Raw genomic sequence first — 23,425 nt, 5'->3', positions numbered from 1 at the left:
GATCGACACACTCCCGCCGGTGCTCGCAACGGAGAGAGGTGCGCCACCGGCGGTTCCGCTGTGCTCGGCGGCCCGATCAGCCACGGGCAGGCCGACCCCGCAGGAGCACCGTGCCTCCCTTTTCGAGCATCGGTTCTCCGACTCGCACCCCGTTCGGGGTACGAGCGTCTCAGCCCTCGATCGGCTCCGTACGGCCGACGAGGCAGGCACCGGTCGCGATCGGCGCCGCGATCACGGCCCGCACACCGCCGCTCTTCGGACCGTACTGACCAACGAGGCAGGACTCGCCGAGCTTGACGGAGACCTGCACCGAGTCCGCGTCGAGTCCGACCGAGGTCTCGTCGGCCGTCACTTGCAGTGACTCGCGAGGGAATCCGGCTGCAACGAGCGCCTGGACCACCCTCGAACCGGCCACCTCAGGATCGGGCTCTGCGGCCGACCGCAACGTCTGCTCGAAGGCCGGGAGGTTCTGCTCGGTCGTCCCGCCGGGGACATAGGCGGCGGGGGCGGCCTGTTCGGGAACCGACTCTTGCGACGCGGTTGCCGAGGTGTCGGGCTCGGGCGCTCCGGGCGCCGTGCAGCCACCGAGGCAGGCGGTGAGAGCGCCGATCGCGAGCACGATATGGGCCGCGCGGTTGCGTCTCACGCCTGGCTCCTCCCCACCGCAGCGGCTCTCGCTTCGGGCCCCTGATCAGAACGGGGTGTCCCCGGATCCTACCGAGATCAGCGGAGCGTCCTCCTCACGCCCGACCATCGATCGCGATTCCTCCGCAGCACGGACGGCTCCGGATCCCTCCGTCGCGCCTCCCCAGTCCTTCGGCGTGGACCCCTCCCCGGGCGCCTCCTCGCTCCAGGCCGGCTCACCCGCGGGGGCGGCGGGCGCGGCGACCCGCACCACGGTCTTCGTGTAGCGGGTCGTACCCCAGGCGAGATCGTGTCCGATGCCCTCGGCCGTGATGACCACATCGGTCCCGGTCTTCCCGCCCGCCTCCCACGCCTTCACGCCGAGTCGGCCGGTGACCAGGACTCGGTCGCCCCGGGACAGAGAGGACAGCGCGTTGCCGGCGAGGCCGTTGAACGCAGTGACGGTGTACCAGTTGGTAGAGACGTCGATCCAGCGCTGCTCGGTTCGGTCGTAGCGTCGCTGCGCTGTGGCCAGGCGGAAGCTGGTCATTGCCGTGCCGGTGGAGGTGTCGATGCTCCGTGGGTCGGTGCCGATGGTCCCGATGACGGTCAGTGTGTCGGTCATGGTCGTGTCCTCTCTTCATCCTCCCCCGCCACGTCTGCGGCGGAGACGGCGCCCGGGCGGAGGGGGCTGGTACCGCTCGGGCGCCGCAGAGACAGTGTCGCGACGAAGGGCCCGACTCCGAGGTGGAGGTGGGCCCTTCTGGGGAGAAACCGACGAAGCCGTTCCCTGTGGAGGAGCGTTACGACGCGGTGATGTAGGACGAGTACGACGAACGGATTTTATTCACCTTCGGCAGCGCGACGGCGAGGCAGTAGCCCTGCCCCGGGTTCTTCGCGAAGAAGTCCTGGTGATAGTCCTCCGCCGGGTAGTAGACCCCCAAGGGAGAGATCTCGGTGACGATCGGGCCCTCCCACCACTCCGACGCCCGGTCACGGGCGGACTCGAACAGTTCCTTCTCCTCGTCCGAGGAGTAGAACATCGCTGAGCGGTACTGCGTGCCGACGTCGTTGCCCTGACGGTTCAGCTGGCGGGGGTCGTGCAGGGTGAAGAAGACATCGAGGATCACCTGCTCGGGGATCATCTCGGGGTCGAAGGTGACGGCGACCGCCTCCGCGTGCCCGGTGCGACCGGAGCAGACGTCCTCGTAGTCGGGTTCGGTCGTGCGGCCGCCGGTGTAACCGGAAACGACGTCGGTCACGCCATCAAGGACGCGATAGACGGCGTCCAAACACCAGAAGCATCCTCCGGCGAGTACGAATGTGCGCATTGCGTGTGACTCACTTCCTGTCGCATCGACGCATCCGGGGCGCCGGGCGCGTCCCCTGATCCAACACCCTCTCGGCCCTGTGCATTCCGTGAGCCCGCACCCCTGGAATAGAGTCGCCGCGTGAGCTACGACGCCGCCCCCGCCCGCTACGACCGTATGGACTACCGACGCACCGGACGGAGCGGGTTGCTCCTGCCCGCGCTCTCTCTGGGCCTCTGGCACAACTTCGGGTCCGACCGCACCCTCGACACTCAGCGGGCGATCCTGCGCCGCGCGTTCGACCTCGGCATCACCCATGTCGACCTCGCGAACAACTATGGACCGCCTTACGGGGCAGCCGAGACAGCCTTCGGTCGGATCCTCGCCGAGGACCTCCTGCCCTATCGCGACGAGATGGTGATCTCCTCGAAGGCCGGTTACGACATGTGGCCGGGGCCGTACGGCGACGGCGGGTCGCGCAAGTATCTGCTCTCCTCCCTCGATCAAAGCCTGCGGCGGATCGGCGTGGACTACGTCGACGTCTTCTACTCCCACCGGCCGGACCCTGAGACACCGATCGAGGAGACCATGGGCGCCCTGGTCACCGCCGTGCAGCAGGGCAAGGCGCTCTACGCCGGCATCTCCAATTACTCGCCCGAGCAGACCCGGGCGGCCGAGGCTGCGCTTGCGGGCAGCGGCGTCCCGCTCCTGCTGCACCAGCCGCGCTACTCCCTCTTCGACCGCGGCCCTGAGGACGGCCTCTTCCCCGTCCTGGACGAACTCGGATCCGGCTGCATCGTCTTCTCGCCGCTGGCGCAGGGCCTGCTGACCGACCGCTACCTCGACGGCACCGTCCCGGAGGGTTCTCGCGCCGCAACCTCCCGCTTCCTCTCCGCCGACCGGATCGATGACGCGTACCTCGCGCGGGCGCGGGGCCTGACGGCGATCGCCCAGCAGCGCGGGCAGTCACTGGCGCAGCTCGCGCTGAGCTGGGTGCTCCGCGTGCCGACGGTCACCAGCGCGATCATCGGCGCCTCGAGCGTCGCCCAGCTCGAGCAGAACGTCGCTGCGCTCGACGCAGGACCCCTCTCAGCGGAGGAGATCGAGGCCATCGAGGAGTTCGCGGTGCACGGCACGACCCTGCGCTGAATCGCGGCCGGGGATGTCGGTGGTCGGCCGTAGTCTGCGACAGCACTCAGCCGGTGAGTGCTCCGACCCTGAAGCAGGAGGAACCGATGTCACTGTCCACTCTGCACGCGATCCGCACCCCGCCGTCGCTCACTCGCGTCAACTCCCGGCTGTGGCGCGTCAGCTCCGGCTCGGGGTCCGTCGTCGGCCACATCGAGCTCGTGGACGACCCGCTCGGTGAGCGTTACCGCGCCCGGCTCCTTCGCGCGGGGATGCCCGCGGGTGCCGAGCTGGGCGAGTTCTGGAGTGTCGATGACGCGATCGAGGTGTTCCGGGTCGCTTGAGTCCGCGCCGATCCATCCGCTCGGCGGCGTGCCGAACGAGAGGCGGTGGCGGCCACGGCTAGCGTTCGCCCCATGCAGTGGTGGAACGAGTTCATGTCCTGGATCCGTACGAGTGACGGGCACCAGGCGGTCTTCACGGCCGTCGTGGTGCTGTTGGCGGTCGTGATCGGAGCGGTCGTGATCGGCTCCGTCTTTCGCGCGTCGATAGCGCGCCTGATCCGGCAGCAGGATTACGAGCGCAAGAACGCGATCATCGCGACGCTCGTGGATGCCGCCGTCGATGCCTCCGCTTGGAACGCCCTGAGCAGCCCCGAACGCGTCCTCAGCGACCGCGCATCGGCCCAGGCCGAGACCCACCTGCGCTTGCTGCCGATCAAGGGCTCCGGAGTCGCAGCCAACTGGGCCGCACACGAGCTCGCCGAACTCAAGCACACCTCCAGCACCGGCGGGTACCAGACGCAGGCGAGCGTGGGCGAGTTCCGCGACCGACTGGTGCTCTGGCGCGACAAGCCGGGGCGCGCGCGGAAGGCGTTCCTGGAAGACCTCGAGCGCTGGCGATTCTCGGAGACCGGTCGTGAGGACTCGGCCGAGTCGGCACTCTCGGACCTGGCCGAGCAGATCGGGAACACCGGGAGGACGGCACCGGAGGGGACCACTCCCTCGGCCGCTCAGCCGGCGGCGGTGGCCCCCGTCGTCGTGGGTGCCGCGACCGCGTCCGGCGCTGCGGAGGGTACGGCCGCCGCCGTGACTCCCACGATCGTCCTGCCGCCGTCGGCCGCAGACGCATCGCAGGACGAGACGCACCGCCTCCTCGCCGACGTCGATCGCTTGGACGTCCCCTCGCGCGAGCGCACCGTCGAAGAGCTGCCGCCCGTCGAGACGAAGCCCGTCACTGCCGGTAAGGAGTCCGAGCAGGACGCGGGCGCTCCGTCGCCCGTCGGGAACAATGGGCAGGCCTTCCGCGGCGACGGCACACCGGCCGGCGCCCCGGCCGATCCGGACGGCCAGGACGACGCCGTCGTCCGCGCGGACGAAGCCCGCTTCCAGCGCTCCGCCGCCGAGAACGACCAGCGGGACGAGCACACTGCCCTCTAAGGCCGATCACCAGCGCATCTCCCCAGCAGCCACCACCCGAAGATGCAGAGAAGGCCCCGATCGCGATAGCGGTCGGGGCCTTCTCTGTGGTGCGGCGGTGCATGTACGGACTAGCTGTGTGCATCTCGTGCACGGGCGACTCGGCCGACCAGCACGGCGAGGGGCGCCGCGACGATCGTCCACGCGACGGCGATTCCACCGAGGATGGCGAGGAGCAGCATGGTCGTACCTCCGTTCGTTACGTCGTTGTAATTCCGGACAACTCCACAGTAGATGCCCGAATGACACTCCACCGACATCCGTTGGGAAACACGCCGGTGTTGCCTCCGATGTACCGGTGTGTTACGGATGCAGGACCCGCGAGTCCTCGTTCGAGGGCCAGGCGGGAGGATGAAACCGCGGATGTCGAGCGGGTGACCCGCCCGCGGGGGACGCCAGGACGACGGGCGCCCGCTCGGCCTCGTAGTACCCTGACCAGGCGCCCCCGTAGCTCAGCGGATAGAGCAGCAGCCTTCTAATCTGACGGTCGCAGGTTCGAGTCCTGCCGGGGGCACCGCAGCGCCGGAACGTCACACTCGGCCCTCAGACCGCCGTCGGTTCGAGGGGAGGACCCTCCGTCAGGCGGACACCCCAGCCCGGGATGACGACGGTCGGTAGGCGCTCGTCGGACCACAGCGCGATCACCGCCGGGTTGTCGCAGACGGCGAGGATCGGCTCGGCGCCGGATCCTCGTCGGACGTTCTCGTTCCACCTCGACGTCCGTCCGAGCCCGCTCCCCTGCCGACTACGCGCCCTGGACTAGTCCGAGCACTCCCCCGACGAGCGAAACGGCGGCGAGGGCGAGCGAGGTCCCGATGAGCACCGTGTGGACGCGGAGGAAGGTCGTCGCCCGGCCATCGGCATCGCGTGCGCGCGGATCCTTCCGCACGCGACGCAGGAAGGGCGGCCAGACGACCGCATTCCACACGGCGTTGACGATCAGAAGGGAGCAGACGAGCGCGATCACGGGGATTCAGTCTAGGAGGAGCGCGCGGACAGGATCGGGTGTCGGTGGCCGCGGATAGACTGCCCGGCATGAGTAGCGCCCCCGACCGTCTTGTCTGGATCGACTGCGAGATGACGGGGCTCGATCTCGCCGTCGACGAGCTGGTCGAGATCGCTGTCGTCGTCACCGACTTCGAGCTGAATCCCCTGGATGAGGGCCTCTCGCTCGTCATCAGACCGGACGCCACCGCGCTCAAGAACATGGGTGAGTTCGTCCGGACGATGCACGAGACCTCGGGGCTGCTCACCGAGATTCCCTCCGGAGTGAGTGTCGCGGAAGCCGAGTACGAAGTGCTCGAGTACGTGCTCCGGCATGTCCCGGCCGAGCAGCAGGCGCCGCTCGCCGGCAACTCGATCGGCACCGACCGCGCGTTCCTGGCCACGTTCATGCCCCGCCTCGACGCTCACCTGCACTACCGCAACGTCGACGTCAGCACGATCAAGGAGCTGGCCCGGCGCTGGTTCCCCCGCATCTACTTCAACGCCCCGAAGAAGAATGGCGGCCACCGCGCTCTCGCAGACATCCTCGAGAGCATCCGGGAACTCCAGTACTACCGCCGCGCCGTCTTCGTGGCGGAGCCGGGACCGACCACGGCCGAGGTGCAGGCTGTCTCGGCCGCCGTCGTGGACGAGTTCGCCTCGCGGATGTAGTACTCTCGTACAGGTGCTTCGCGGGGTCGCCCCGGCGGAACACGCTCCTGGTGGGTATAGCTCAGTTGGCAGAGCGCCTGGTTGTGGTCTAGGAGGTCGCGGGTTCGAGCCCCGTTACTCACCCCAGTAGCTGTACATGCAGCGGAAGAGGCCCGGAGTTCCGACTCCGGGCCTCTTCGCCTCTCCAGCGGCCGATCACGAGCACGCGTAGAGAGAGGCCACGGATGCTCGACCTGGACGAGTACGCCTTCGAGGCCCTGGTCGTTGCCGAGCTCGACGCCCTCCCCGACGATATGGTCGACGGCCTCGACAACCTCGTGTTCGTCGTGGAGGACCGGCCGGAGGACGGCACTCTCGATGTGCTGGGCTACTACGACGGCGTCGCACTGACCGAGCGCGAGCGCTACGGATTCGGCGAGATGCCCGACCGCATCGTTGTGTTCCGGGAGCCGCACCTGGCGGCCTGCGAGGATCTGGACTCCCTGCGGGACGAGATCCACGTCACACTCGTGCACGAGATCGCGCACTTCTACGGCATCGACGACGAGCGGCTGCACGACCTCGGCTGGGCCTGACGCCCCGCTGCACGACGCGGCGCTCGCCCGGTCGAGCGTCGATTCTCCCCGCCTCAGGCGTCTCCTGCTGCGCCACTCGAGTCCAGCACGAGGTCTGCCCCCCGGCGCGGCCGCTCACGCTCGCAGTACGAGCGGAAGCTCCGATCCCAGGCATCCCAGTGCGCCGCGAAGAGCTCACCGTCGCGGGCGAGTGCGCGCGCCCTCCGCAGCTCGTCGCCCGCTTCGAGCCAGATGACCAGGTCCGCAACGCGCCGCGCGTCGGCGCTGGCCGACCCGCAGCCTTCGAGCACGAGAACATCCTCACGGACGACTCGTCGGCCGGCCGTCGTCCCGGCAGCCCAGTTCCACGGGCGCCAGTGCGCCGCGAGTCCGAGAGCGTGCGGGCGCACGAGCACCCGGGCGCTTTCCTGAGACGCCCGGTCCAGGCCCGACCACCCGGGGTAGAGGTCGTCCATCTGCACGAGAGCGATAGTCGGTGCGCCCGGCGCGAGGCGGATCTGCTCCACCAGTGCGCGCGCGACCGTGGACTTCCCGGAACCGCTCGGCCCGTCCACGAGGACAGTGCGACAGCGTCTCGCGAGGATTGACCGGGAGAGCTGACGCACCGACGCACCGGTCAGGGGAACGCCCCGCTCAGCCATGCAGCACGAAGCTCCACGCTCCGGACACGACGGACACCGTGACGGCCGTCGCCGCGATCGCCAGTGCACCTGCGATCAGCAGCAGGTCTCCCGCTCGCAGCCGCGACTCCCGGGCCCAGGTGCGCGGGACTCCGGAGCCGAACCCCTTCGCCTCCATCGCCGTCGCCAGCCTGCTCCCCCGCCGGATCGCCAGGACGAACAGCGAGAAGCTCCGCGAAGCGAGACCGCGCAGTGCGTGCACGGCCCCTCGGCCGTCGGCGACGCCCCGCGCCCGGCGGGCCATCGAGAGGGTGCGCCAATCGTCGACGAGCAGGCCGACCACTCGCATACCGGCGAGGGCGCCGAGCACGAAGCGCGAGGGCAGCCGAAGGATCTGGGCGAGGCCGTCCGCGAGATCGGTCGGGTCGGTGGTCGCGATCAGGACCACGCTCGGCAGACCAATCGCCAGCACCCGCAGGGTGATGGCTGCACCGAGCGCGACCGAGCCCTCGGTCACCGAGACGATCAGGAACTCTGCGTAGACGGTTCCGCTGTCACGCCCGTAGAGGACGGTGGAGAGCCCGGCCAGCGGGGCGGCGACCCAGACGGGCGCCGTCCGCCGGACGAGCTCGCCTACCCGGAGCCCGGCGAACGGCAGGACCAGCAGCTCGAGCACGAGCGCGGTAGCAGCCGAGACGGCATCGACGGTGAGGATCAGAGCGAGGGCGATCACCAGGCTCGCCAGTAGCTTCGCCACGGGGTTCGCGCGAGCGATCCGACCGCGGGCGGGCAGGGCATCCAGGAGCGTCATCCGGACACCGCTTCGCGTGCGCCGAGGGTGAGGACCGAGTCGGCGAGGGCCGCCACCAGCGCCTCGTCGTGGGTGATGGCGAGCACCGCCACGCCCTCGATGCGCTGCTCGGCGAGAAGGCCGACGAGGACCTCCCAGGTGAGACGGTCCTGCCCGAACGTCGGCTCATCGAGCACGAGCACGGACGGCTTCCGGGTGAGAGCGGACGCGACCGCGAGCCGCCGCTTCTCACCTCCGGACAGAGTGAAGGGGTTCGCGTCGGCCAGGTGAGCGAGTCCGAGACGATCCAGCAACTCCTCCGCGCGCCGGCGCTCCGCCCCGTCCCGGGCGCCGAGGGCGAGCTCGGCGCGCACCCGAGCGGTGAGGAACTGGTGCTCCGGTTCCTGAAAGACCATCGCGATCCGCTCGGCGAGCTGAGCGGAGCTCCAGCGGATCGGATCGGGCCCGGCGCCGGCCCGCAGCGACTCGGAGGCGCTCACGCGCCCCGCGACCGGCGGGAGGAGGCCGGCCAGCGTGAGAGCCAGGGTCGACTTTCCGACGCCGTTGGGCCCGAGCACGGCCGTGACCCGAGCGGAAGCGACGGCGAGGTCGAGCCCGGAGGCGACGACGGTGGCGCCACGGCGCCCGAAGACGGGCCGGCCTATCGAGAGATCGCGTGTGCTGAGCACGGCCGGTGACGCCAGGATGCTGGGGGCTCGGCGCTGGGGATGCTCGCCCGGCAGCCAGACGCCCGAGGCGCGGAGCACCTCGCGCGCCTCACGCAGGACCTCGGCCGGTGCACCGTCGGCGACGACCGCGCCGTCGCGGTCGAGGACCACGATGCGGTCGACCAGATCGACCCAGACATCGACCCGGTGCTCGACCACGATCAGCGTCGCTCCCGTGCGGGCCGCCGTGCGCTCGACTGCCGCTCGCACCTCCCGCACCCCCTCGGGGTCGAGGTTCGCGGTCGGCTCGTCCAGCAGGAGGAGCCGAGGGCGCATCGCGAGAACGCCCGCCAGGGCGAGCCGCTGCTTCTGCCCGCCGGAGAGTGCCGAGGTGGAGTGGCCGAGCGGCACGTCGAGCCCGACGTCCTCCAGTGCCTGCCGCACTCGGGCGGGGATCTCCGCGGGCGGCACACCGAGGTTCTCGCAGGCGAAGGCGACGTCGTCACCGACCCGCGCGAGCACTGCCTGGGTGTCCGGGTCCTGCAGCACGAGGCCGGCGACTCCGCGTCGAGCGAGCGGGGCTGCGCCGTCGATCGCGAGCTCTCCTGCCGCGGCTCCGTCCTCTTCGTCGCCGAGGACCCCAGCCAGCGCGTGCAGAAGCGTGCTCTTGCCCGCTCCGGAGGGGCCGAGCAGCAGCACGCGCTCGCCCGGCTCCAGAGCGAGATCGAGCCCAGAGATGGCGGAACGAGAGCGTCCCGCGTGACGCCAGCTCCAGCCCCGGGCCCGGACGGACGCGCCGCTCATCGGGCGACCGCGCCGGCTCCCTCGACCGTTCGGCCCTCGCGACCGGAGGCGAACCGGTCCAGCGCACCGGAGGCGGCGAGTCCGCGAACTGCGAACCAGGACAGCAGACCGGCCAGGATAACGCCCGACACGATCGAGGACACGACGTACACGCTCATGAAGAGCGCGTCATTCGCGGCGTAGTACGACAGCAGGTCGTTGATCGCGAGGGCGAGGCCCGCGCCGGCGCCGGCGAGCATCGCAACGAGCGGACGGCCGCTGCGGTAGAGGAAGAGCGCGAGGACGATCTCGGCGCCGAGCCCCTGGACCAGGCCGGAGATCAGCACGGTGTACCCCCACTGGGTGCCGATCAGCGCGGAGACCGCCGCGGCGACGAGCTCAGTGAAGAGCGCCGCTCCGGGCTTGCGGATGATCAGGCCGCCCAGGACGCCGGCGAAGAGCCAGCCGCCGCCGAGGAGCCCGCCGAGCCCGGGTAGGAAGTCGAAGGCGAGGCCGAGGACGTTCGTCGCCAGGCCCCAGGCCCAGAAGACGACCCCGCTCGCGACAGCGACGACGCTCGCCACCACGATGTCGACCACCCGCCAGCGCAGGTTCCGCCGAGCTGTGGCGGTGGAGGAGCCGAGGGGCTGCGCGTTCGTGTTCTGCGCGGTCGTTTTCTGCGCGTTCGTTTTCTGCACTGGCGTGCCCTTTCGTGGGAGCGAATGGAGGGCACGGGTTGGAGAAGAGGAGATCGAAACGTTCCTTCGCTGGCATGACCCAGATCAGGTTCGACGGTCGAAGGCTTCTGCCTTCCTCTCAGTCCGGTGCACCGGACTCCCGTGTTCGTCGGTAATCATAGACGTCATGTCCTGGTCGGTGGTCGTCGTTCTCGCCGTGGTGCTGCTCGTGTTGCTGCAGGCTCTGCTCTGGCAGCGCCGTGCGCGGATCCGCCGCGAGCTCCTCAGCTACGGCACCCGAGTGACGGCCAGCGTGGTCGGGCCGGATCCAGCGCGAGGCGACCGCGATTCCGCCCGGGATCTGGGGCGTCTCCTGGTCGTCTACCGCACCGCCGAGGGCGAGGAAAAGCGTGCCCTGAAGTACCCGCAGAAGCGGGGCGACGCCTGGATGGCGGGTGAGCCGGCGGCGGTGATCTACGACCCGAAGCGGCCGGACGACGTCGAACGGCTGATCGTCGGCTTCGGCCGGACGAAGAAGAAGTGGTACCCCGCGCGCCAGCAACGTGCCAGGTGACGGACGACCGCTCCGACTATTTCTTCAGGGCGCGGATGATGCGGGCCAGGGCCTTGCCGGTGACCCAGACGAAGGGGATGCCGACAGCCAGAACCGAGATCACGTTGGGTTGGAACCGCAGGCCCAGGTCGTCCTTGATGTACGCGCCGATCGGGATGACCGTGGCGCCGCCGCCTCCGCCGCCGCCCTCCTGGCCGCCCTCGGATCCGCTGCCTCCGCCGAAGCCGAACCAGCGCAGAGCGACGGGGACGAGCGAGACACCGTCGACGGTGACGGGCTCGCCGTAGATCGTCGAGGTACCCGCGGTAGTGACGGTGTCGGCCAGGGAGACTGCGATGTTGGGCATGGTGCGACGGTACTCCGCGCCTCTCCGCGGCGACAAGCGGCCCGCCGGAGCGTACAGGACTCGCCCATGCATCCTCCGGGACCGGCTGACATGATCGTCTGATGCCCGCTCGCTCCCGCCGCCGCCCTGTGCGCTCGGTTGCGGTCGCGATCGCGAGCCTGGTCCTGGCGGCGTTCCTCGCCCTGCACCGGGTGCTGCCGGATCCGCTCGGCTGGCTGTCGGTGCTGGAAGTCGGGATCCCCTGGACGGGACTGCTCGTCCTGCTGCTCATCGCTGCCGGGGCGACTCTCCGCTCGCGGCGGACGGCGGCCGCCGTCACCGTGCTGGCGATGGTCTACGGCGTGCTGGTCCTGCCTGTCGCGCTGCCCGCGCCGCCGGTTCGCTCCGGGGTGTTCACCGTCATCAGCCAGAACATCAAGACGAGCCAGGACGCGGGTGAACTCGCCGCGTCTCTCGCCGCGCGCGATCCTGACGTGATCACCCTGCAGGAGCTCGACGGGGCAGCCGTGCGCGCCGTCGATGACGAGCTGGCCAACGAGTACCCCTACTCCTTCGTCTCGAGCACCGTCGGCGTCTGGAGCCGCACCGAGCTGACGGCTGAGGAGCCACTCGATCTCGGTCTCGGCTGGAAGCGTGCGCTGGCGGTCGATGTGGACACCCCGGTGGGCGGCACGCGCCTGTTCGTCGTGCACCTGGCATCGTTCCGGCCGGGTGAGCACGCGGAGCGGGACACGATGCTCTCGAACCTCGCCACAGTGCTCCGTGATGATGCGTCGGCGCGGACCCTGGTCATCGGCGACTTCAACACGCCGACCGACGATCATCTGCTCGCGCCCGTGCTCGCCGAGGCGGGACTGGTGCGCACCGGCGGAGTCGGCTTCCCGGCGACCTGGCCGTCGGTTCTGCCGCTGGTCTCGCTCGACCATGCCCTGGCCGACGGCGTTCCGGCCGCGACCCTGGCGGTCCTGCCGCCGAACGGCTCCGACCACCGGCCCATCAGTCTGACGATCGGTTCCGCGTAGCGAGCGTGTCGCTCAGGTCGATCCCCTTCGCCGACTCGGGGGCCCTGGGGGAGAGCAGCGAGGCGGGGCGGACGGCCGCGGAGCCGAAGCGGGCCGCCACACCGTCGACCGCGAGCTCAGCGTCGCGCCAGTCGTCGGAGTCGCTCCACAGCGAGAACGCGACGTCGTCGCCCTCAACAAGCTGCTCGCCGCGCACGCCGATCAGCCGCACGGGGCGGCGGAGCGGATTCGCCGCCTCCAGCAGTGCGGAGGACGCCTCGTAGAGGACCCAGGCGACGTCGGTCGCCTCGACGAGCGTGCGCGACCGGGTGAGGGTGCTGAAGTCGCCGAAGCGGACCTTGACCGCGACCGTGCGGCAGCGCACGCCGGAGCGGCGCATCCGCACCGCGACCTTGTCGCAGAGCCGCAGCAGTTCTCGCCGCACGAGCTCGGGGTCGGCCACATCGTCGGCGAAGGTGATCTCGTGGCCGGCGCTCTTCTCGATCTGACGGGTGTCGACCGGCCGCGGGTCCACGCCGTTCGCCAGGGCGTGCAGGCGGCGCCCGGTGGCCTCGCCGAGCGCCGAGACCAACGAGGTCAGCGGAGTGGAAGCGACGTCGGCCACGGTGCGCAGGCCCCGGCGCACGAGTGCCTCTTCGGTGCTGGCGCCGACCCCCCACAGGGCGCTCACGGGCAGCGGATCGAGGAACTCGCGGACCGCGTCGGCGGGGACGACGAGCAGGCCGTCGGGTTTGGAGCGGCCGGAGGCGAGCTTGGCGACGAACTTGGTACTGGCGATCCCGACGGAGCAGGTCAAACCCAACTCGTCGTGGACCCGGCGGCGGATCTCGGTGCCGATCGCGAACGGTGAGCCGGAGAGGCGGCGGGCACCCGCGACGTCGAGGAATGCCTCGTCGATGCTCAGACGCTCGACCAACGGTGTGAACGAGTCGAAAATCGCCATTACGCGGCGGGAGGCCTCGCGGTAGCGCTCCATGTGCGGCTCGAGGACCACGGCATGCGGGCAGCGGCGGAGGGCGACCGCCATCGGCATCGCGGAGTTGACGCCGTAGCGGCGGGCCTCGTAGGTGGCGGCGGTGACGACCGAGCGCGCGCCGTGGTGGCCGACGATGACCGGTCTCCCCCGCAGATCCGGCCGATCGAGCAGCTCGACGGAGGCGAAGAACGCGTCCATGTCGATGTGCAGGATGCTCGCGCGCGGGTCGTCGAAGGGCTCGGTCGTGACCTGCCGAGCCGTGCCGTCCTGCTTGCTCACACCGTGCCGTCCTGCTTGCTCACACCGTGCCGTCCTGCTCACCTGCACTCCGCCTCATGGTCGCACGCACCACCGACATTGCTGGCACGCCCGGAGCGGACTGCGCGGTCGGGGAAGGACTGCGCGGTCGGGGAAGGACTGCGCGGTCGGGGAAGGACTGCGCGGTCGGGGAAGGACTGCGCGGTCGGGGAATGAGCGCAGACCGCTCGTGGTTGACCCGAGCACCACGACGCTCCGGAGAGACCATGACGCACGAGCAGCCCGACTCCCCCACCGCCACTACGACGAGCACCAGCGCGGAGTTGGCCCGCTGGCTCGATCTGCAGGACCGCGCCCACCGCGCCTTCGAGCTCCGGCTCAGCGCAGTCCAGGACTGGTCCTCCCCCACGCCCGACAGCGAGTGGGATACGCGCGCGCTGGTGTTGCACGTCGTCCGCGAGCAGCAGCGCGCGCACACGCTCCTGTCCGGCGGCGACGAGTCGGCCCTCCGTCTCGAGCCCGTCGCGCCCGACCTGCGGAGCGAGTGGCGCCGCGTGACCGACAGCCTGCGCGCCGTCGCCCAGTCCGTCGATCCGGAGGCCACCGTGCAGCTGGGACGCGACACCGTCAGTGCCGTCGAGCTCCTGCAGGAGCAGACGGCCGACGTGACCGTGCACGCCTGGGACCTCGCCCGTGCGACCAGCAGTGACGAACGACTCGACGACGAACTCGTGGCGGCCGTCTGGGAGCTGTTCGCACCCCAGGAGGCGACTCTGCGAGCCAGCGGGCTCTACGCCGCACCCGTGCCCGTCGGCGCGGCCGCATCGCTGCAGAGCCGCCTGCTCGCGATCACCGGTCGCGACGACCGCCTGGCAGCCTGAGCACGCCGTCAAGGCCTGGGGCGCTCGGAGGAGGCCGCAGCAGGATGAGGGCGACCACGAACCCGGGGCGGCCCGCCCCGACGAGGAGAGGAACATCCATGACCCGTATTGCTGTCATCGGAGCCCACGGCAAGGTGGGGCAGCAGATCCTGCACCTGCTCTACGACGCCGGACATGAGTCGGTCGGAGTGATCCGCAACCCCGATCATGCGGAGGACATCATCCGCCTCGGCGGCGAGCCGCTCGTGCACGACCTCGAGGACACCACAGTCGAGGCTTTCGCCGAGGCGCTCGGCCAGGTTGACGGCATGGTCTTCACCGCCGGCGCGGGGCCCGACTCCGGCCCCGAGCGCAAGCGCACCGTCGACCTGGGGGCGTCCGTGCTCAGCCAGAAGGCCGCCGCGATCATCGGGGTTGCGCACTTCGTGCAGGTCAGCGCCATCGGCGTGGACGAGCCGCTGCCCGAGGACACCGAGGAGGGCTGGAAGGCCTACGTCGAGGCCAAGCGCGACGCCGACGCGGCGCTGCGCGACTCCGGACTCGACTACACGATCCTCCGCCCGGGCGGACTCACCGACGACGAGGGCACCGGCTCGATCACGCTCGGCACCTCCGTCGAGAAGGGCAGCATCCCTCGGGCGGACGTTGCGGCCACCGTGATCGCTGCGCTGGCCCAGCCGACCTCGATCGCCAAGACCTGGGAGATCGTCTCGGGTCCGACGCCGATCGAGGATGCTGTGGCGCAGGGAGTCTGAGCACCGGCACCGCCTTCTAGAGTGGGGCGGGTGAGCACCCACCCGCCCCGCCCCTGGACCCGCAGCTACGCTCCCGGCGTGCCGACGGAGCTCGAGCTCCCGACCGGCTCGCTCGTGGATATTGTCACCGAGTCGGCCGAGCGCTATCCGCAGCACGTCGCGCTCGAGTTCTTCGGCCGCTCGACCAGCTACTCCCAGCTCGCCGACGAGGTCGAACGGGCCGCCGAGGGCCTGCGCCGCCTGGGCGTGCGCGCGGGCGACCCGGTGGCCCTCATTCTGCCCAACTGCCCTCAGCACGTTGTCGCCTTCTACGCGATCCTCCGGCTCGGCGCCGTCGTCGTCGAGCACAATCCGCTGTACACGCCGCGCGAGCTCCGGCACCAGTTCGAGGACCACGGCGCTCGCGTCGTGATCGCCTGGACCCGCGTCGTCCCGACGGTGCACGATCTTCCCGCCGATCTCGGCATCGAGTCCGTCATCGCCGTCGACCTCACGCGGGCCATGCCCGCGCCACTGCGAGCGGCCCTGCGCCTCCCCCTGAAGAAGGCACGAGAGTCGCGATTCGCCCTCACGGGTCCGGCTCGGGGGGCGGTCGAGTGGGAGTCGCTGCTGCGCCGCCGGATCGACTCCGAGCACCCACGGCCGACGGCGGAGGACCTGGCGGTCATCCAGTACACGAGCGGCACGACCGGCACGCCCAAGGCCGCCGAGTTGACCCACGCGAACCTCACCGCGAACGCCGCCCAGTCGCGCGCCTGGGTGCCCACGGTTCGACGTGGCGATTGCGTCGTCTATGCGGTGCTGCCGATGTTCCACGCTTACGGCCTCACGCTCTGCCTCACCTTTGCGATGAGCATGGGCGCGCGACTGGTGCTGTTCCCCAAGTTCGACCCGGAGCTGGTGCTGAAGGTGGTGAAGAAGCACCCCGCCACGTTCCTCCCGGCTGTGCCGCCGATCGCGGAGCGCCTGGCGCGCAGCGCTCAGCAGAGCGGAGTCTCGCTCCACGGCATCGAGATCGCGATCTCCGGCGCGATGCCGCTGGATCCGGCTCTCGTCGAGTCGTTCGAGGCGCTCACGGGCGGGACGCTCGTCGAGGGCTACGGCCTCTCGGAGACCTCGCCGGTGCTGATGGCGAATCCCGTCGGGCCCACGCGGCGCGCCGGAACGGTCGGTCTTCCGCTGCCGGGCACGGACGTCCGAATTGTCGACCCGGACGACCCGGCCAGGGAGATGGCGGTCGGTGAGCAGGGCGAGCTGATCGTCCGTGGTCCGCAGGTGTTCCGCGGCTATTACCGCAAGCCCGAGGAGACGGCAGCGACCTTCACGAGCGACGGCTGGTTCCGCACCGGAGACATCGCAACGATCGACGAGGACGGCTTCGTGCGCATCGTCGACCGGCTCAAAGAACTCGTGATCACCGGCGGCTTCAACGTCTCGCCGTCCGAGGTGGAAGAGGTGCTGTTGCGTCTGCCCGAGATCAAGGAGGTGGCCGTGGTCGGTCTACCCGATCCCCGCAGCGGCGAATCCGTGGCGGCCGCCGTCGTGCTGGAGCCGGGTGCGCAGCTCGACGTCGGCGCGGCGCGGAAGGCCGTGCGCGAGGCGCTGACCGCCTACAAGGTGCCCAAGCGGATCACAGTGGTCGACGAGCTGCCGCGGAACATGATCGGCAAGGTCCTCCGCCGCCAGGTGAAGGCGATGCTGACCGACGGCGACTGAGCCCGGAATGAACCGAGGGCCCCGACCACTCCTTGTGGTCGGGGCCCTCGGTATCCGAGCTAGAAACCGAAGTCGCCGCCGAAGTCCCCGCCACCGAAATCCCCGCCACCGAAATCCGCGCCACCGAAATCCGCGCCACCGAAATCCGCGCCACCGACGTCGCCGCCGGAGTCGCCCCAGCCACCATCGCCCGCGTCCGCTCCGGAACTGCCCGCGTCCGCTCCGCCATCGGCCGACGCGTCACCCGCGTCCTCGCCGCCCGCGTAGTCGCCGCCCGCGTCCGGGAGGAAGGCACCCGCGACGGCCGAGCCGATCGCGAAGCCGGCGATCGTGCCGAGCATCGAGGAGGCGAGGACGCCGCCGAAGCCCATGCCGCCACCACCGGCGAAGCGGCGCTCCATGAACCCGGGCTGGCGCAGCTCGCTCCGCGTCGCGGACTGGGCGAGCGTGCGGGGATCGTCGTCCTTCGGCGCGTCACCCACGGGCGCACCCTCGCTGAGTTCGCGGAACACCTGCTGACGCTGCTGGGGGGTCAGCTGCTCGAAGGCCTCGCGGTGCACCTGCTCGATCGCCTCGGGCGGCGCCGTGCGGAGGAGGTAGCGGTAGCGCTCGATCGCCCGCTCGTCGTCGCTGCGCGGGGAGGTCGCCGGCGGGGAACCGTACTCGGGCCTGCGGTCCGCAGCCTGGGGCGGGGCGTAGGTTGAGCGACGTGCGCTCTCGGGCTGCTCGTCGCGGCCCAGCAGTCGGTCCAGGAATCCCATGATCTCCTCCTCGGCGCCCGACGGGCGCACAGCGCCACGGTAGGCCTCCCACCGCTTCACAGGCTGAGCGTTCTCTCAGCGGTGGCTCGGAGCGAGAGGGCCCGGGTCACTTCTGCTTCGGAATGACCACCCACATCACGAGGTACGCGATGATCTGCGGCCCGGGGAGCAGGCACGAGAGCACGAACAGGAGCCGCACCAGGAAGGGGCTCCAGCCGAAACGGCGGGCGAGACCGGCACAGACGCCGGCGATGATCTTGCCCCGACGGGGGCGCACGAGAGTAGCCATGACTCCACTGTGTCGTAGGGCGGCTGAGCGGGGTATCCGGGAAACCCCCTAGTCGTGCGCGGGAGTTCCGTCGAGCTCCTCGGGGCGGGACGCTCCGATCGAGCGGGCGAAGGCAGCTGCTCGCTCAGCGTCGGCCTCTGGCCACACCACGCGGAAGCGCTCGAAGACGACATCGCCGATGCCGCCGGACGAGACGCGGGAGAAGAAGCGGCGGTGCCCGTCGAGCCAGTACTCGCGGGTGCGCTCGCCCTCGCCCTCGGCCCAGGCGAAGGCGTCGTCGACCGAGTCCAGCGGACCGATCCGCACCCCCTCGGTCACGAGGACCACCCGCGCGATCCCGCCGCCATCGCAGACGATCCAGTGCTCGCCCGCGGCGGGTGCGCCGTCTGCGGCGAGTGAGGCGGTGGCCGTCTTCACACCGCGCCGCACGAGGCCCAGCAACTCGTCGGCCATCGCGGTGCTGTCGCCGAAGGACTCGACAGGCGGGAGCTCCTCCTCGACGGCCGGATGCGCGGCGCGGTACTGCGCCCAGAGTCGAGTGGCCGAGTCCCCATCCGGTTGTGGCGGGGCCGTCAGTTCCGGGACGGCCGGGACGAGAGCGACGATATTCGCGCCGGCCAGAGCGGCGGGATCGTCTGGACGATTGTCGGGAGTGGTCACGGTCTCGAACGGCCAGTGCTGCTGCAACCAGCGGCGCGTGTAGGCGTCGAGCTCCTCCTCGAGCCGCGACCCGCGGACGGCGGGAACGACCCACCAGGAGGCCTCGGCGGAGTCGCCGCCACCGGGTCGCACGCTCACAGCGCCCACCGCGTCCGTGCGGTCCGGGCCGACGAGCAGGACGCGTATGCCCGGCCGGCGCGCGCCTCCTCCTCGACCCGCAGGAGCCCGCGCACATCGTCACCGAGGGAGGCAGACGGGAGCGCGGCCGGGTCATCGGCGGGCAGCAGCGCGGCGAGCCAGGAGCGCTGCTCGCCGATCGCCTCGTGCAGGAGGTCCGCGTCGCTCGAGACCAGCGGGCGCAGGAGCGCGCCCGCCGGTAGCTCGAGCCGTGTGGGGACGGGTGCGTCGCCGGATCCACCGCTCATGACCGCACCTCCGCACCCACCGGTTCAGCCGGCCGCGCGCGCCAGGACGAGTTCGCGGACACGGGCCGCGTCGGCCTGGCCCTTCATCGCCTTCATGACGGCGCCGATCACGGCGCCAGCGGCCTGCACCTTGCCGTCGCGGATCTTCGCGAGCACGTCCGGCTGCGAGGCCAGCGCCGCGTCGATCGCCTCGATGAGCGCGCCGTCGTCCGACACGACCGCGAGTCCGCGGGCGTCGACGACCTCCTGCGGTGTGCCCTCCCCGGCGATGACGCCCTGGAGGACTTCCCGGGCGAGGCGGTCGGTCAGCGTACCGCTCTCGATCAGCCCGGCGAGCTCGGCGACGTGGGCGGGGGTGACGAGGGCGGCCGGGTCCTCGCCCGCCGCGTTCGCGAGCCGCGCGATCTCGCCGGTCCACCACTTGCGGGCAGCCTGCGCAGTCGCGCCGGCGGCGATGGTCTCGGTGATCTCCACCAGCAGGCCGCTGTTGGCGACGTCCTGGAACTCGAGATCGGTGAAGCCCCACTCGGTCTTCAGGCGGCGACGGCGCTCCGCGGGCTTCTCGGGGAGCGCGGCGCGCAGCTCCTCGATCAGCTCGTGGCTCGGCACGACGGGAAGCAGATCGGGTTCCGGGAAGTAGCGGTAGTCGTCGGCGTCGCTCTTAGGCCGGCCCGCGGAGGTGCGTCCGGTGTCCTCGTGCCAGTGGCGCGTCTCCTGAGTGATCGTGCCGCCGGAGGCAAGGATCGCCGCCTGGCGCTGGATCTCGTAACGCACGGCACGCTCAACCGAGCGCAGGGAGTTCACGTTTTTGGTCTCGGTGCGGGTGCCGAGCTTCTCCTGGCCGATCGGGCGGAGCGAGACGTTCGCGTCGCAGCGGAGGTTGCCGCGCTCCATCTTGGCGTCGGAAATGCCCAGCGCGAGCACGATGTCACGGATGGTTGCGACGTAAGCCTTCGCGTACTCCGGCGCGCTCTTCCCGGCTCCGTAGATCGGCTTGGTGACGATCTCGACCAGCGGGACGCCCGCACGGTTGTAGTCGACGAGCGAGTACTCGGCGCCCTGGATGCGGCCGGTCGCGCCGCCGACGTGCGTGAGCTTGCCGGCGTCCTCCTCCATGTGCGCGCGCTCGATCGGGATCTGCACGAGCGAGCCGTCGCTCAGCTCGATCTCGACGGAGCCCTCGAACGCGATCGGCTCGTCGAACTGCGAGATCTGGTAGTTCTTCGCGAGATCGGGGTAGAAGTAGTTCTTCCGCGCGAACCGGCTGGACGGCGCGATCGAGCAGCCCAGAGCGAGGCCGAGGCTGATCGAGTACCGGACGGCCTGCTCGTTGACCACGGGCAGCGAGCCGGGGAGGCCGAGGTCGACGGGAGTGACATTCGTGTTGGGCTCGGAGCCGAACTCGTTGGGCGCGTCCGAGAACATCTTGGTCGTCGTGTTGAGTTCGACGTGCACCTCGAAGCCGAGCACCGGCTCGAAGGTCTCGAAGACCTCGTCGTAGTCCATCAGCTCGGGGGCGGACGTGTGCGCGGAGGCCATCAGACGGCACCTTCCTCGGTCGCGGAGAGCACGGAGTGGGTCAGGTCGGGTGCCTGAGCGAGTAGCGGGTGGCCCCACTTCTCCTCCAGCAGCGCCTCCAGCGCGGCGCCGACCGTGTAGAGGCGCACGTCCTCGCGAGCGGGAGCAAGGAACTGCACGCCCACGGGCAGGCCGTCCTCGTCGGCCAGACCGGCGGGCACGGAGATGCCGGGGATGCCGGCCAGGTTCGCCGGAATGGTCGCGATGTCACCGCGGTACATCGCCAGCGGGTCGTCGAGCTTCTCGCCGAGGCGGTAGGCGGTGGTCGGCGCGGTCGGCGAAGCGATGACGTCGACGCTCGCGAACGCGGCGTCGAAGTCGCGCTGCACCAGCGTCCGCACCTTCTGCGCGCTGCCGTAATAAGCGTCGTAGTAGCCGGCCGAGAGGGCGTAGGTGCCCAGGATGATCCGGCGCTTGACCTCGGGGCCGAAGCCCTGCTCCCGGGTCGCGGCCATCACCTGCTCGACGGTGCCGCCGCCCTCGGGAGTGACGCGCAGGCCGAAGCGCACCGAGTCGAACTTGGCGAGGTTGCTGGAGGCCTCGGCCGGAAGGATCAGGTAGTACGCGGCGACCGCGTGCTCGATGCTCGGGAGGCTGACCTCGACAACCTCGGCTCCCGCGCCCTGGAGAATCTCGAGAGCCTCATGGAATCGGGCCAGCACGCCGGGCTGGAAGCCCTCGCCGCCGTCGAGTTCCTTCACCACGCCGATCCGCAGGCCTGTCACGTCAGCGCGGCGGACGGCGTCGGCGAAGGAGGGCCAGGAGTCGCGGAGCGAGGTGGAGTCGCGCGGGTCGTGCCCGGCGATCACGTCGTGCAGCAGGGCGGAGTCGAGGACGGTCCGAGAGACCGGGCCGATCTGGTCGAGGCTCGAGGCGAGCGCGATCGCTCCGTACCGCGAGACGCCGCCGTAGGTCGGCTTCACGCCGACCGTGCCGGTGACGTGGGCGGGCTGACGGATCGAGCCGCCGGTGTCGGAGCCGAGGGCCAGTGGGACCTCGTAGCTCGCGACGGCCGCAGCGGATCCGCCACCGGAGCCGCCGGGGATGCGGTCGAGGTCCCACGGGTTGTGGGTGGGGCCATAGGCGGAACGCTCGGTCGTCGAGCCCATCGCGAACTCGTCCATGTTGGTCTTGCCGATCGGCACGAGTCCTGCCTCGCGGACCTTCCGCATCACCGTCGCGTCGTACGGCGGGCGCCAACCCTCGAGGATCCGAGAGCCGCTGGTGGTCGGCATGTCGTTCGTCACGATGACGTCCTTGACCGCGAGGGGCACGCCGGCGAGCGGGTGCAGCGCCTCGCCATCGGCGCGGCGGCGGTCGACGGCCTCGGCGGACGCAACGGCACCCTCGCGCGCGACGTGCAGGAAAGCGTGGACTGCTCCGTCGACCGCGTCGATGCGCTCGAGGTGGGCGCGAGTGGCCTCGACCGAGGAGACCGAGCCGTCGGCCAGTCTCTCGGACAGGGCAGAGGCGCTCAGGCGGACGAGCGCGTCGCCGTGCGCACTCACTGCTCCTCCCCCAGGATCGCGGAGACCTGGAAGCGGCTGCCGTCGTGCTCGGGCGCGCCGGAAAGGGCCTGCTCGAGCGTGAGGGTCTCGCCGACCACGTCGGGGCGGAAGACGTTCTGGAGCGGGATCGGGTGGCTGGTCGCCGGCACGTCCGGCGTGGCGACCGCCTGGACCGCGCGCACGGAGTCGACGATCTGGCCGAGCTCCCTGGTCAGGCTGCCGATCTCATCGGAAGTGAGGTCGATCCTGGCCAGCTGGGCCAGATGGGCGACCGTATCGGCCGTGATCTCGGACATGCGTCTCCGTCTGGTGATTCGGGGGGATTTCCGGCGGCCAGTCTACTCGGCCCGCCCGCGGCGACTCCGCCGCACCCCCTCGCGGTCACGGGCCGCCGAAGAGGCTCGCGCCGTGCGTCAGCAGGGCGTCGTAGGCGCCCTCGTCGGTGGTCGGTTGCTCCCCGCCGGGCTCGCCGTAGCGGGCGAGCAGCAGTCCCGTCAGTCCGACGGCGGGCGGGCTCAGCGGCTTGTCGCGGTTCGCGTGCGCCGGACTGGCGAGGGCCGCCTCGCGAACATTGCCGTTTTCTTCCTGCTCCACCGTTGCGTAGAAGTTGTCGTCCTCCTTCGTATCGAACGTCGCGTGGCCGAGCACATCGATCGTCCGCGTCATCGCGAGCGAGTAGTCGCACTGGACCGTTCCCCGGTACTGCCCTTCCGAGACAATTCGGACAGTGCGGAGCGTCGGCTCCTTAGACCGGGAGTTCATCACAAGATGAGCTGCCCAACGTTTCCTGGACCAGTTGAATAGTTGTCTACGCGGCGAGGTTCTCGGTGATCCATGCCTGCTCGGCTTCGTTCGGGGTCCGATAGTCAAGCCCCGAGTGAAGTCGTTGTTGATTGTAACGCAGTTCGATGTACCGTGTCACGTCGCGGATCGCTTTCTCTCTTGTCGGATATTGAGTGCGATTGCAGCGCTCGTTCTTCAGTGTTCCGTTGAATGATTCGGCCCACGCGTTGTCCCAGCAGACTCCCGTCCGGCCCATCGATTGTCTGATGTCGAGCTTCTTCGCGAGTTTCCCGAAGTCGGCGGAGGTGTAAACGGAGCCGCGGTCGCTGTGGAAGATCGTTTTCGCGGCCCGGTTCGGCTGGTTCCTTGCCGCCATTTCGAGAGCTTCGCTGACGAGTTCGGTACGCATGTGGTCGGCGAGGGCGTACCCGACGACCTTCTTTGAATAGCAGTCGAGGACGGTCGCGAGGTAGACCCATCCTTCCCAGGTGCGGATATAGGTGATATCACCGACCCATTTGCAGCCGGGTCGGTTTGCGGTGAAGTCCCGCTTGACGAGGTCGGGGATGTCAGTCGGATCGCCT

Annotated in this window: 29 protein-coding genes, 2 tRNA genes and 1 riboswitch; of the genes, 12 read left to right on the top strand and 19 right to left on the bottom strand. The window is 70.2% G+C overall.

Translation table 11 applies throughout. The features are described from left to right. Positions 1-169 precede the first annotated feature (169 nt). From C5D07_RS10545 to msrA, 3 genes are all read right to left on the bottom strand, one after another. Entirely contained in the window at positions 170-646 is a 477-nt protein-coding gene (locus C5D07_RS10545) for a DUF6993 domain-containing protein (protein WP_068253333.1), read from the bottom strand. A 45-nt stretch (positions 647-691) separates the two neighbouring features. After that, positions 692-1,249 carry a single-stranded DNA-binding protein gene (locus C5D07_RS10540; protein ID WP_068253335.1) on the bottom strand — a complete coding sequence of 186 codons (558 nt, stop codon included), beginning with the start codon at positions 1,247-1,249 and terminating at the stop codon, positions 692-694. 178 nt (positions 1,250-1,427) lie between these two features. Then, the gene (msrA, locus tag C5D07_RS10535; RefSeq protein WP_068253337.1) at positions 1,428-1,955 is read right to left on the bottom strand and encodes a peptide-methionine (S)-S-oxide reductase MsrA; all 528 of its coding nucleotides are present in this window, start codon (positions 1,953-1,955) and stop codon (positions 1,428-1,430) included. Positions 1,956-2,075: 120 nt separating this feature from the next. Here msrA and C5D07_RS10530 point away from each other — a divergent pair, with 120 nt between their 5' ends. The 4 genes from C5D07_RS10530 to C5D07_RS10515 all read left to right on the top strand — a co-directional run bounded on the left by C5D07_RS10530 (position 2,076) and on the right by C5D07_RS10515 (position 5,054). Beyond that, positions 2,076-3,083, top strand: coding sequence for an aldo/keto reductase (locus C5D07_RS10530; RefSeq protein ID WP_068253338.1), 1,008 nt, complete (start codon positions 2,076-2,078; stop codon positions 3,081-3,083). Positions 3,084-3,169: 86 nt separating this feature from the next. After that, the gene (locus C5D07_RS10525) at positions 3,170-3,406 is read left to right on the top strand and encodes a hypothetical protein (RefSeq protein ID WP_068253340.1); all 237 of its coding nucleotides are present in this window, start codon (positions 3,170-3,172) and stop codon (positions 3,404-3,406) included. Positions 3,407-3,478: 72 nt separating this feature from the next. Then, positions 3,479-4,501 carry a hypothetical protein gene (locus C5D07_RS10520; protein ID WP_068253342.1) on the top strand — a complete coding sequence of 341 codons (1,023 nt, stop codon included), beginning with the start codon at positions 3,479-3,481 and terminating at the stop codon, positions 4,499-4,501. Between the two features lie 480 nt (positions 4,502-4,981). After that, positions 4,982-5,054: transfer RNA gene (locus tag C5D07_RS10515), tRNA-Arg, on the top strand. Between the two features lie 231 nt (positions 5,055-5,285). On the opposite strand, the gene C5D07_RS10510 is transcribed toward C5D07_RS10515, so the two are convergent. Beyond that, positions 5,286-5,507 carry an SCO4848 family membrane protein gene (locus tag C5D07_RS10510; RefSeq protein WP_068253345.1) on the bottom strand — a complete coding sequence of 74 codons (222 nt, stop codon included), beginning with the start codon at positions 5,505-5,507 and terminating at the stop codon, positions 5,286-5,288. A 68-nt stretch (positions 5,508-5,575) separates the two neighbouring features. Between C5D07_RS10510 and orn the strand changes: the two genes are divergently transcribed. The 3 genes from orn to C5D07_RS10495 all read left to right on the top strand — a co-directional run bounded on the left by orn (position 5,576) and on the right by C5D07_RS10495 (position 6,771). Further along, entirely contained in the window at positions 5,576-6,196 is a 621-nt protein-coding gene (gene orn / locus C5D07_RS10505) for an oligoribonuclease (RefSeq protein ID WP_068253347.1), read from the top strand. Between the two features lie 50 nt (positions 6,197-6,246). Next, positions 6,247-6,322: transfer RNA gene (locus tag C5D07_RS10500), tRNA-His, on the top strand. 98 nt (positions 6,323-6,420) lie between these two features. Further along, positions 6,421-6,771, top strand: a complete 351-nt coding sequence (locus tag C5D07_RS10495) for a metallopeptidase family protein (RefSeq protein ID WP_104259323.1) — start codon at positions 6,421-6,423, stop codon at positions 6,769-6,771. A gap of 53 nt (positions 6,772-6,824) precedes the next feature. On the opposite strand, the gene C5D07_RS10490 is transcribed toward C5D07_RS10495, so the two are convergent. From C5D07_RS10490 to C5D07_RS10475, 4 genes are all read right to left on the bottom strand, one after another. Further along, positions 6,825-7,325: an AAA family ATPase gene (locus C5D07_RS10490; RefSeq protein ID WP_167542355.1), complete on the bottom strand. Its 501-nt coding sequence runs from the start codon at positions 7,323-7,325 to the stop codon at positions 6,825-6,827. A 79-nt stretch (positions 7,326-7,404) separates the two neighbouring features. Next, complete coding sequence (locus C5D07_RS10485) at positions 7,405-8,202, bottom strand: energy-coupling factor transporter transmembrane component T family protein (RefSeq protein ID WP_068253353.1); 798 nt, start codon at positions 8,200-8,202, stop codon at positions 7,405-7,407. Continuing rightward, a complete protein-coding gene (locus C5D07_RS10480; RefSeq protein ID WP_104259321.1) occupies positions 8,199-9,653 on the bottom strand; it encodes an ABC transporter ATP-binding protein in 1,455 nt (484 codons plus the stop codon). The genes C5D07_RS10485 and C5D07_RS10480 overlap by 4 nt, the downstream gene beginning before the upstream one ends. Further along, positions 9,650-10,330, bottom strand: a complete 681-nt coding sequence (locus tag C5D07_RS10475; RefSeq protein ID WP_084415879.1) for an ECF transporter S component — start codon at positions 10,328-10,330, stop codon at positions 9,650-9,652. The genes C5D07_RS10480 and C5D07_RS10475 overlap by 4 nt, the downstream gene beginning before the upstream one ends. A gap of 44 nt (positions 10,331-10,374) precedes the next feature. Next, positions 10,375-10,482, bottom strand: a riboswitch (TPP riboswitch). A 14-nt stretch (positions 10,483-10,496) separates the two neighbouring features. Between C5D07_RS10475 and C5D07_RS10470 the strand changes: the two genes are divergently transcribed. Next, entirely contained in the window at positions 10,497-10,883 is a 387-nt protein-coding gene (locus tag C5D07_RS10470; protein ID WP_068253358.1) for a DUF3592 domain-containing protein, read from the top strand. A gap of 16 nt (positions 10,884-10,899) precedes the next feature. Here C5D07_RS10470 and C5D07_RS10465 read toward each other — a convergent pair whose 3' ends face one another. Next, the gene (locus tag C5D07_RS10465) at positions 10,900-11,229 is read right to left on the bottom strand and encodes a hypothetical protein (protein ID WP_068253366.1); all 330 of its coding nucleotides are present in this window, start codon (positions 11,227-11,229) and stop codon (positions 10,900-10,902) included. A 101-nt stretch (positions 11,230-11,330) separates the two neighbouring features. On the opposite strand from C5D07_RS10465, the gene C5D07_RS10460 reads away from it, so the two are divergent. Further along, positions 11,331-12,251, top strand: a complete 921-nt coding sequence (locus tag C5D07_RS10460; RefSeq protein WP_068253368.1) for an endonuclease/exonuclease/phosphatase family protein — start codon at positions 11,331-11,333, stop codon at positions 12,249-12,251. Here C5D07_RS10460 and dinB read toward each other — a convergent pair. Then, entirely contained in the window at positions 12,226-13,506 is a 1,281-nt protein-coding gene (gene dinB, locus C5D07_RS10455) for a DNA polymerase IV (protein ID WP_104259320.1), read from the bottom strand. The genes C5D07_RS10460 and dinB overlap by 26 nt on opposite strands. Positions 13,507-13,751: 245 nt before the next feature. On the opposite strand from dinB, the gene C5D07_RS10450 reads away from it, so the two are divergent. The 3 genes from C5D07_RS10450 to C5D07_RS10440 all read left to right on the top strand — a co-directional run bounded on the left by C5D07_RS10450 (position 13,752) and on the right by C5D07_RS10440 (position 16,837). Then, positions 13,752-14,366, top strand: a complete 615-nt coding sequence (locus C5D07_RS10450; RefSeq protein ID WP_084415880.1) for a TIGR03086 family metal-binding protein — start codon at positions 13,752-13,754, stop codon at positions 14,364-14,366. 98 nt (positions 14,367-14,464) lie between these two features. Further along, the gene (locus tag C5D07_RS10445) at positions 14,465-15,121 is read left to right on the top strand and encodes an SDR family oxidoreductase (protein ID WP_068253370.1); all 657 of its coding nucleotides are present in this window, start codon (positions 14,465-14,467) and stop codon (positions 15,119-15,121) included. 30 nt (positions 15,122-15,151) lie between these two features. Continuing rightward, a complete protein-coding gene (locus C5D07_RS10440; protein WP_068253372.1) occupies positions 15,152-16,837 on the top strand; it encodes a long-chain-fatty-acid--CoA ligase in 1,686 nt (561 codons plus the stop codon). Between the two features lie 59 nt (positions 16,838-16,896). Here C5D07_RS10440 and C5D07_RS10435 read toward each other — a convergent pair whose 3' ends face one another. The 9 genes from C5D07_RS10435 to C5D07_RS10395 form a co-directional block, all read right to left on the bottom strand. Continuing rightward, entirely contained in the window at positions 16,897-17,658 is a 762-nt protein-coding gene (locus tag C5D07_RS10435) for a hypothetical protein (protein ID WP_346243094.1), read from the bottom strand. Between the two features lie 46 nt (positions 17,659-17,704). After that, the gene (locus C5D07_RS10430) at positions 17,705-17,887 is read right to left on the bottom strand and encodes a PspC domain-containing protein (RefSeq protein ID WP_068253376.1); all 183 of its coding nucleotides are present in this window, start codon (positions 17,885-17,887) and stop codon (positions 17,705-17,707) included. 48 nt (positions 17,888-17,935) lie between these two features. Further along, positions 17,936-18,685, bottom strand: coding sequence for an ASCH domain-containing protein (locus C5D07_RS10425; RefSeq protein ID WP_146076814.1), 750 nt, complete (start codon positions 18,683-18,685; stop codon positions 17,936-17,938). Beyond that, complete coding sequence (locus tag C5D07_RS10420) at positions 18,682-18,972, bottom strand: hypothetical protein (RefSeq protein WP_104259318.1); 291 nt, start codon at positions 18,970-18,972, stop codon at positions 18,682-18,684. The genes C5D07_RS10425 and C5D07_RS10420 overlap by 4 nt, the downstream gene beginning before the upstream one ends. A 24-nt stretch (positions 18,973-18,996) precedes the next feature. Continuing rightward, positions 18,997-20,511 carry an Asp-tRNA(Asn)/Glu-tRNA(Gln) amidotransferase subunit GatB gene (gene gatB, locus C5D07_RS10415; protein ID WP_068253384.1) on the bottom strand — a complete coding sequence of 505 codons (1,515 nt, stop codon included), beginning with the start codon at positions 20,509-20,511 and terminating at the stop codon, positions 18,997-18,999. Continuing rightward, entirely contained in the window at positions 20,511-22,058 is a 1,548-nt protein-coding gene (gatA, locus tag C5D07_RS10410; protein ID WP_068253385.1) for an Asp-tRNA(Asn)/Glu-tRNA(Gln) amidotransferase subunit GatA, read from the bottom strand. Before gatA ends, gatB begins: the two co-directional genes overlap by 1 nt. Beyond that, positions 22,055-22,354 carry an Asp-tRNA(Asn)/Glu-tRNA(Gln) amidotransferase subunit GatC gene (gene gatC / locus C5D07_RS10405; RefSeq protein WP_068253386.1) on the bottom strand — a complete coding sequence of 100 codons (300 nt, stop codon included), beginning with the start codon at positions 22,352-22,354 and terminating at the stop codon, positions 22,055-22,057. The genes gatA and gatC overlap by 4 nt, the downstream gene beginning before the upstream one ends. Positions 22,355-22,439: 85 nt before the next feature. Then, positions 22,440-22,724, bottom strand: a complete 285-nt coding sequence (locus C5D07_RS10400; protein ID WP_146077252.1) for a hypothetical protein — start codon at positions 22,722-22,724, stop codon at positions 22,440-22,442. Between the two features lie 142 nt (positions 22,725-22,866). Then, positions 22,867-23,425: IS3 family transposase (locus C5D07_RS10395; RefSeq protein ID WP_146079793.1), on the bottom strand; the 559-nt coding region annotated here is incomplete at its 5' end.

This window comes from Rathayibacter tritici (assembly GCF_002932875.1).
GTDB classification, from domain to species: domain Bacteria; phylum Actinomycetota; class Actinomycetes; order Actinomycetales; family Microbacteriaceae; genus Rathayibacter; species Rathayibacter tritici.
Note: the sequence above shows the minus strand (reverse complement) of the source record. Positions and strands in the feature narration are given on the sequence as shown.

Bases quoted from the DNA above. Each gene is read 5' to 3' on its own strand.
- C5D07_RS10540 (WP_068253335.1), bottom strand. From the start codon at position 1,249: ATGACCGACACACTGACCGTCATCGGGACCATCGGCACCGACCCACGG.
- msrA (WP_068253337.1), bottom strand. From the start codon at position 1,955: ATGCGCACATTCGTACTCGCCGGAGGATGCTTCTGGTGTTTGGACGCC.
- C5D07_RS10525 (WP_068253340.1), top strand. From the start codon at position 3,170: ATGTCACTGTCCACTCTGCACGCGATCCGCACCCCGCCGTCGCTCACT.
- C5D07_RS10520 (WP_068253342.1), top strand. From the start codon at position 3,479: ATGCAGTGGTGGAACGAGTTCATGTCCTGGATCCGTACGAGTGACGGG.
- orn (WP_068253347.1), top strand. From the start codon at position 5,576: ATGAGTAGCGCCCCCGACCGTCTTGTCTGGATCGACTGCGAGATGACG.
- C5D07_RS10495 (WP_104259323.1), top strand. From the start codon at position 6,421: ATGCTCGACCTGGACGAGTACGCCTTCGAGGCCCTGGTCGTTGCCGAG.
- C5D07_RS10485 (WP_068253353.1), bottom strand. From the start codon at position 8,202: ATGACGCTCCTGGATGCCCTGCCCGCCCGCGGTCGGATCGCTCGCGCG.
- C5D07_RS10480 (WP_104259321.1), bottom strand. From the start codon at position 9,653: ATGAGCGGCGCGTCCGTCCGGGCCCGGGGCTGGAGCTGGCGTCACGCG.
- C5D07_RS10470 (WP_068253358.1), top strand. From the start codon at position 10,497: ATGTCCTGGTCGGTGGTCGTCGTTCTCGCCGTGGTGCTGCTCGTGTTG.
- C5D07_RS10465 (WP_068253366.1), bottom strand. From the start codon at position 11,229: ATGCCCAACATCGCAGTCTCCCTGGCCGACACCGTCACTACCGCGGGT.
- C5D07_RS10460 (WP_068253368.1), top strand. From the start codon at position 11,331: ATGCCCGCTCGCTCCCGCCGCCGCCCTGTGCGCTCGGTTGCGGTCGCG.
- C5D07_RS10450 (WP_084415880.1), top strand. From the start codon at position 13,752: ATGACGCACGAGCAGCCCGACTCCCCCACCGCCACTACGACGAGCACC.
- C5D07_RS10445 (WP_068253370.1), top strand. From the start codon at position 14,465: ATGACCCGTATTGCTGTCATCGGAGCCCACGGCAAGGTGGGGCAGCAG.
- C5D07_RS10430 (WP_068253376.1), bottom strand. From the start codon at position 17,887: ATGGCTACTCTCGTGCGCCCCCGTCGGGGCAAGATCATCGCCGGCGTC.
- C5D07_RS10420 (WP_104259318.1), bottom strand. From the start codon at position 18,972: ATGAGCGGTGGATCCGGCGACGCACCCGTCCCCACACGGCTCGAGCTA.
- gatB (WP_068253384.1), bottom strand. From the start codon at position 20,511: ATGGCCTCCGCGCACACGTCCGCCCCCGAGCTGATGGACTACGACGAG.
- gatC (WP_068253386.1), bottom strand. From the start codon at position 22,354: ATGTCCGAGATCACGGCCGATACGGTCGCCCATCTGGCCCAGCTGGCC.
- C5D07_RS10400 (WP_146077252.1), bottom strand. From the start codon at position 22,724: ATGACGCGGACGATCGATGTGCTCGGCCACGCGACGTTCGATACGAAG.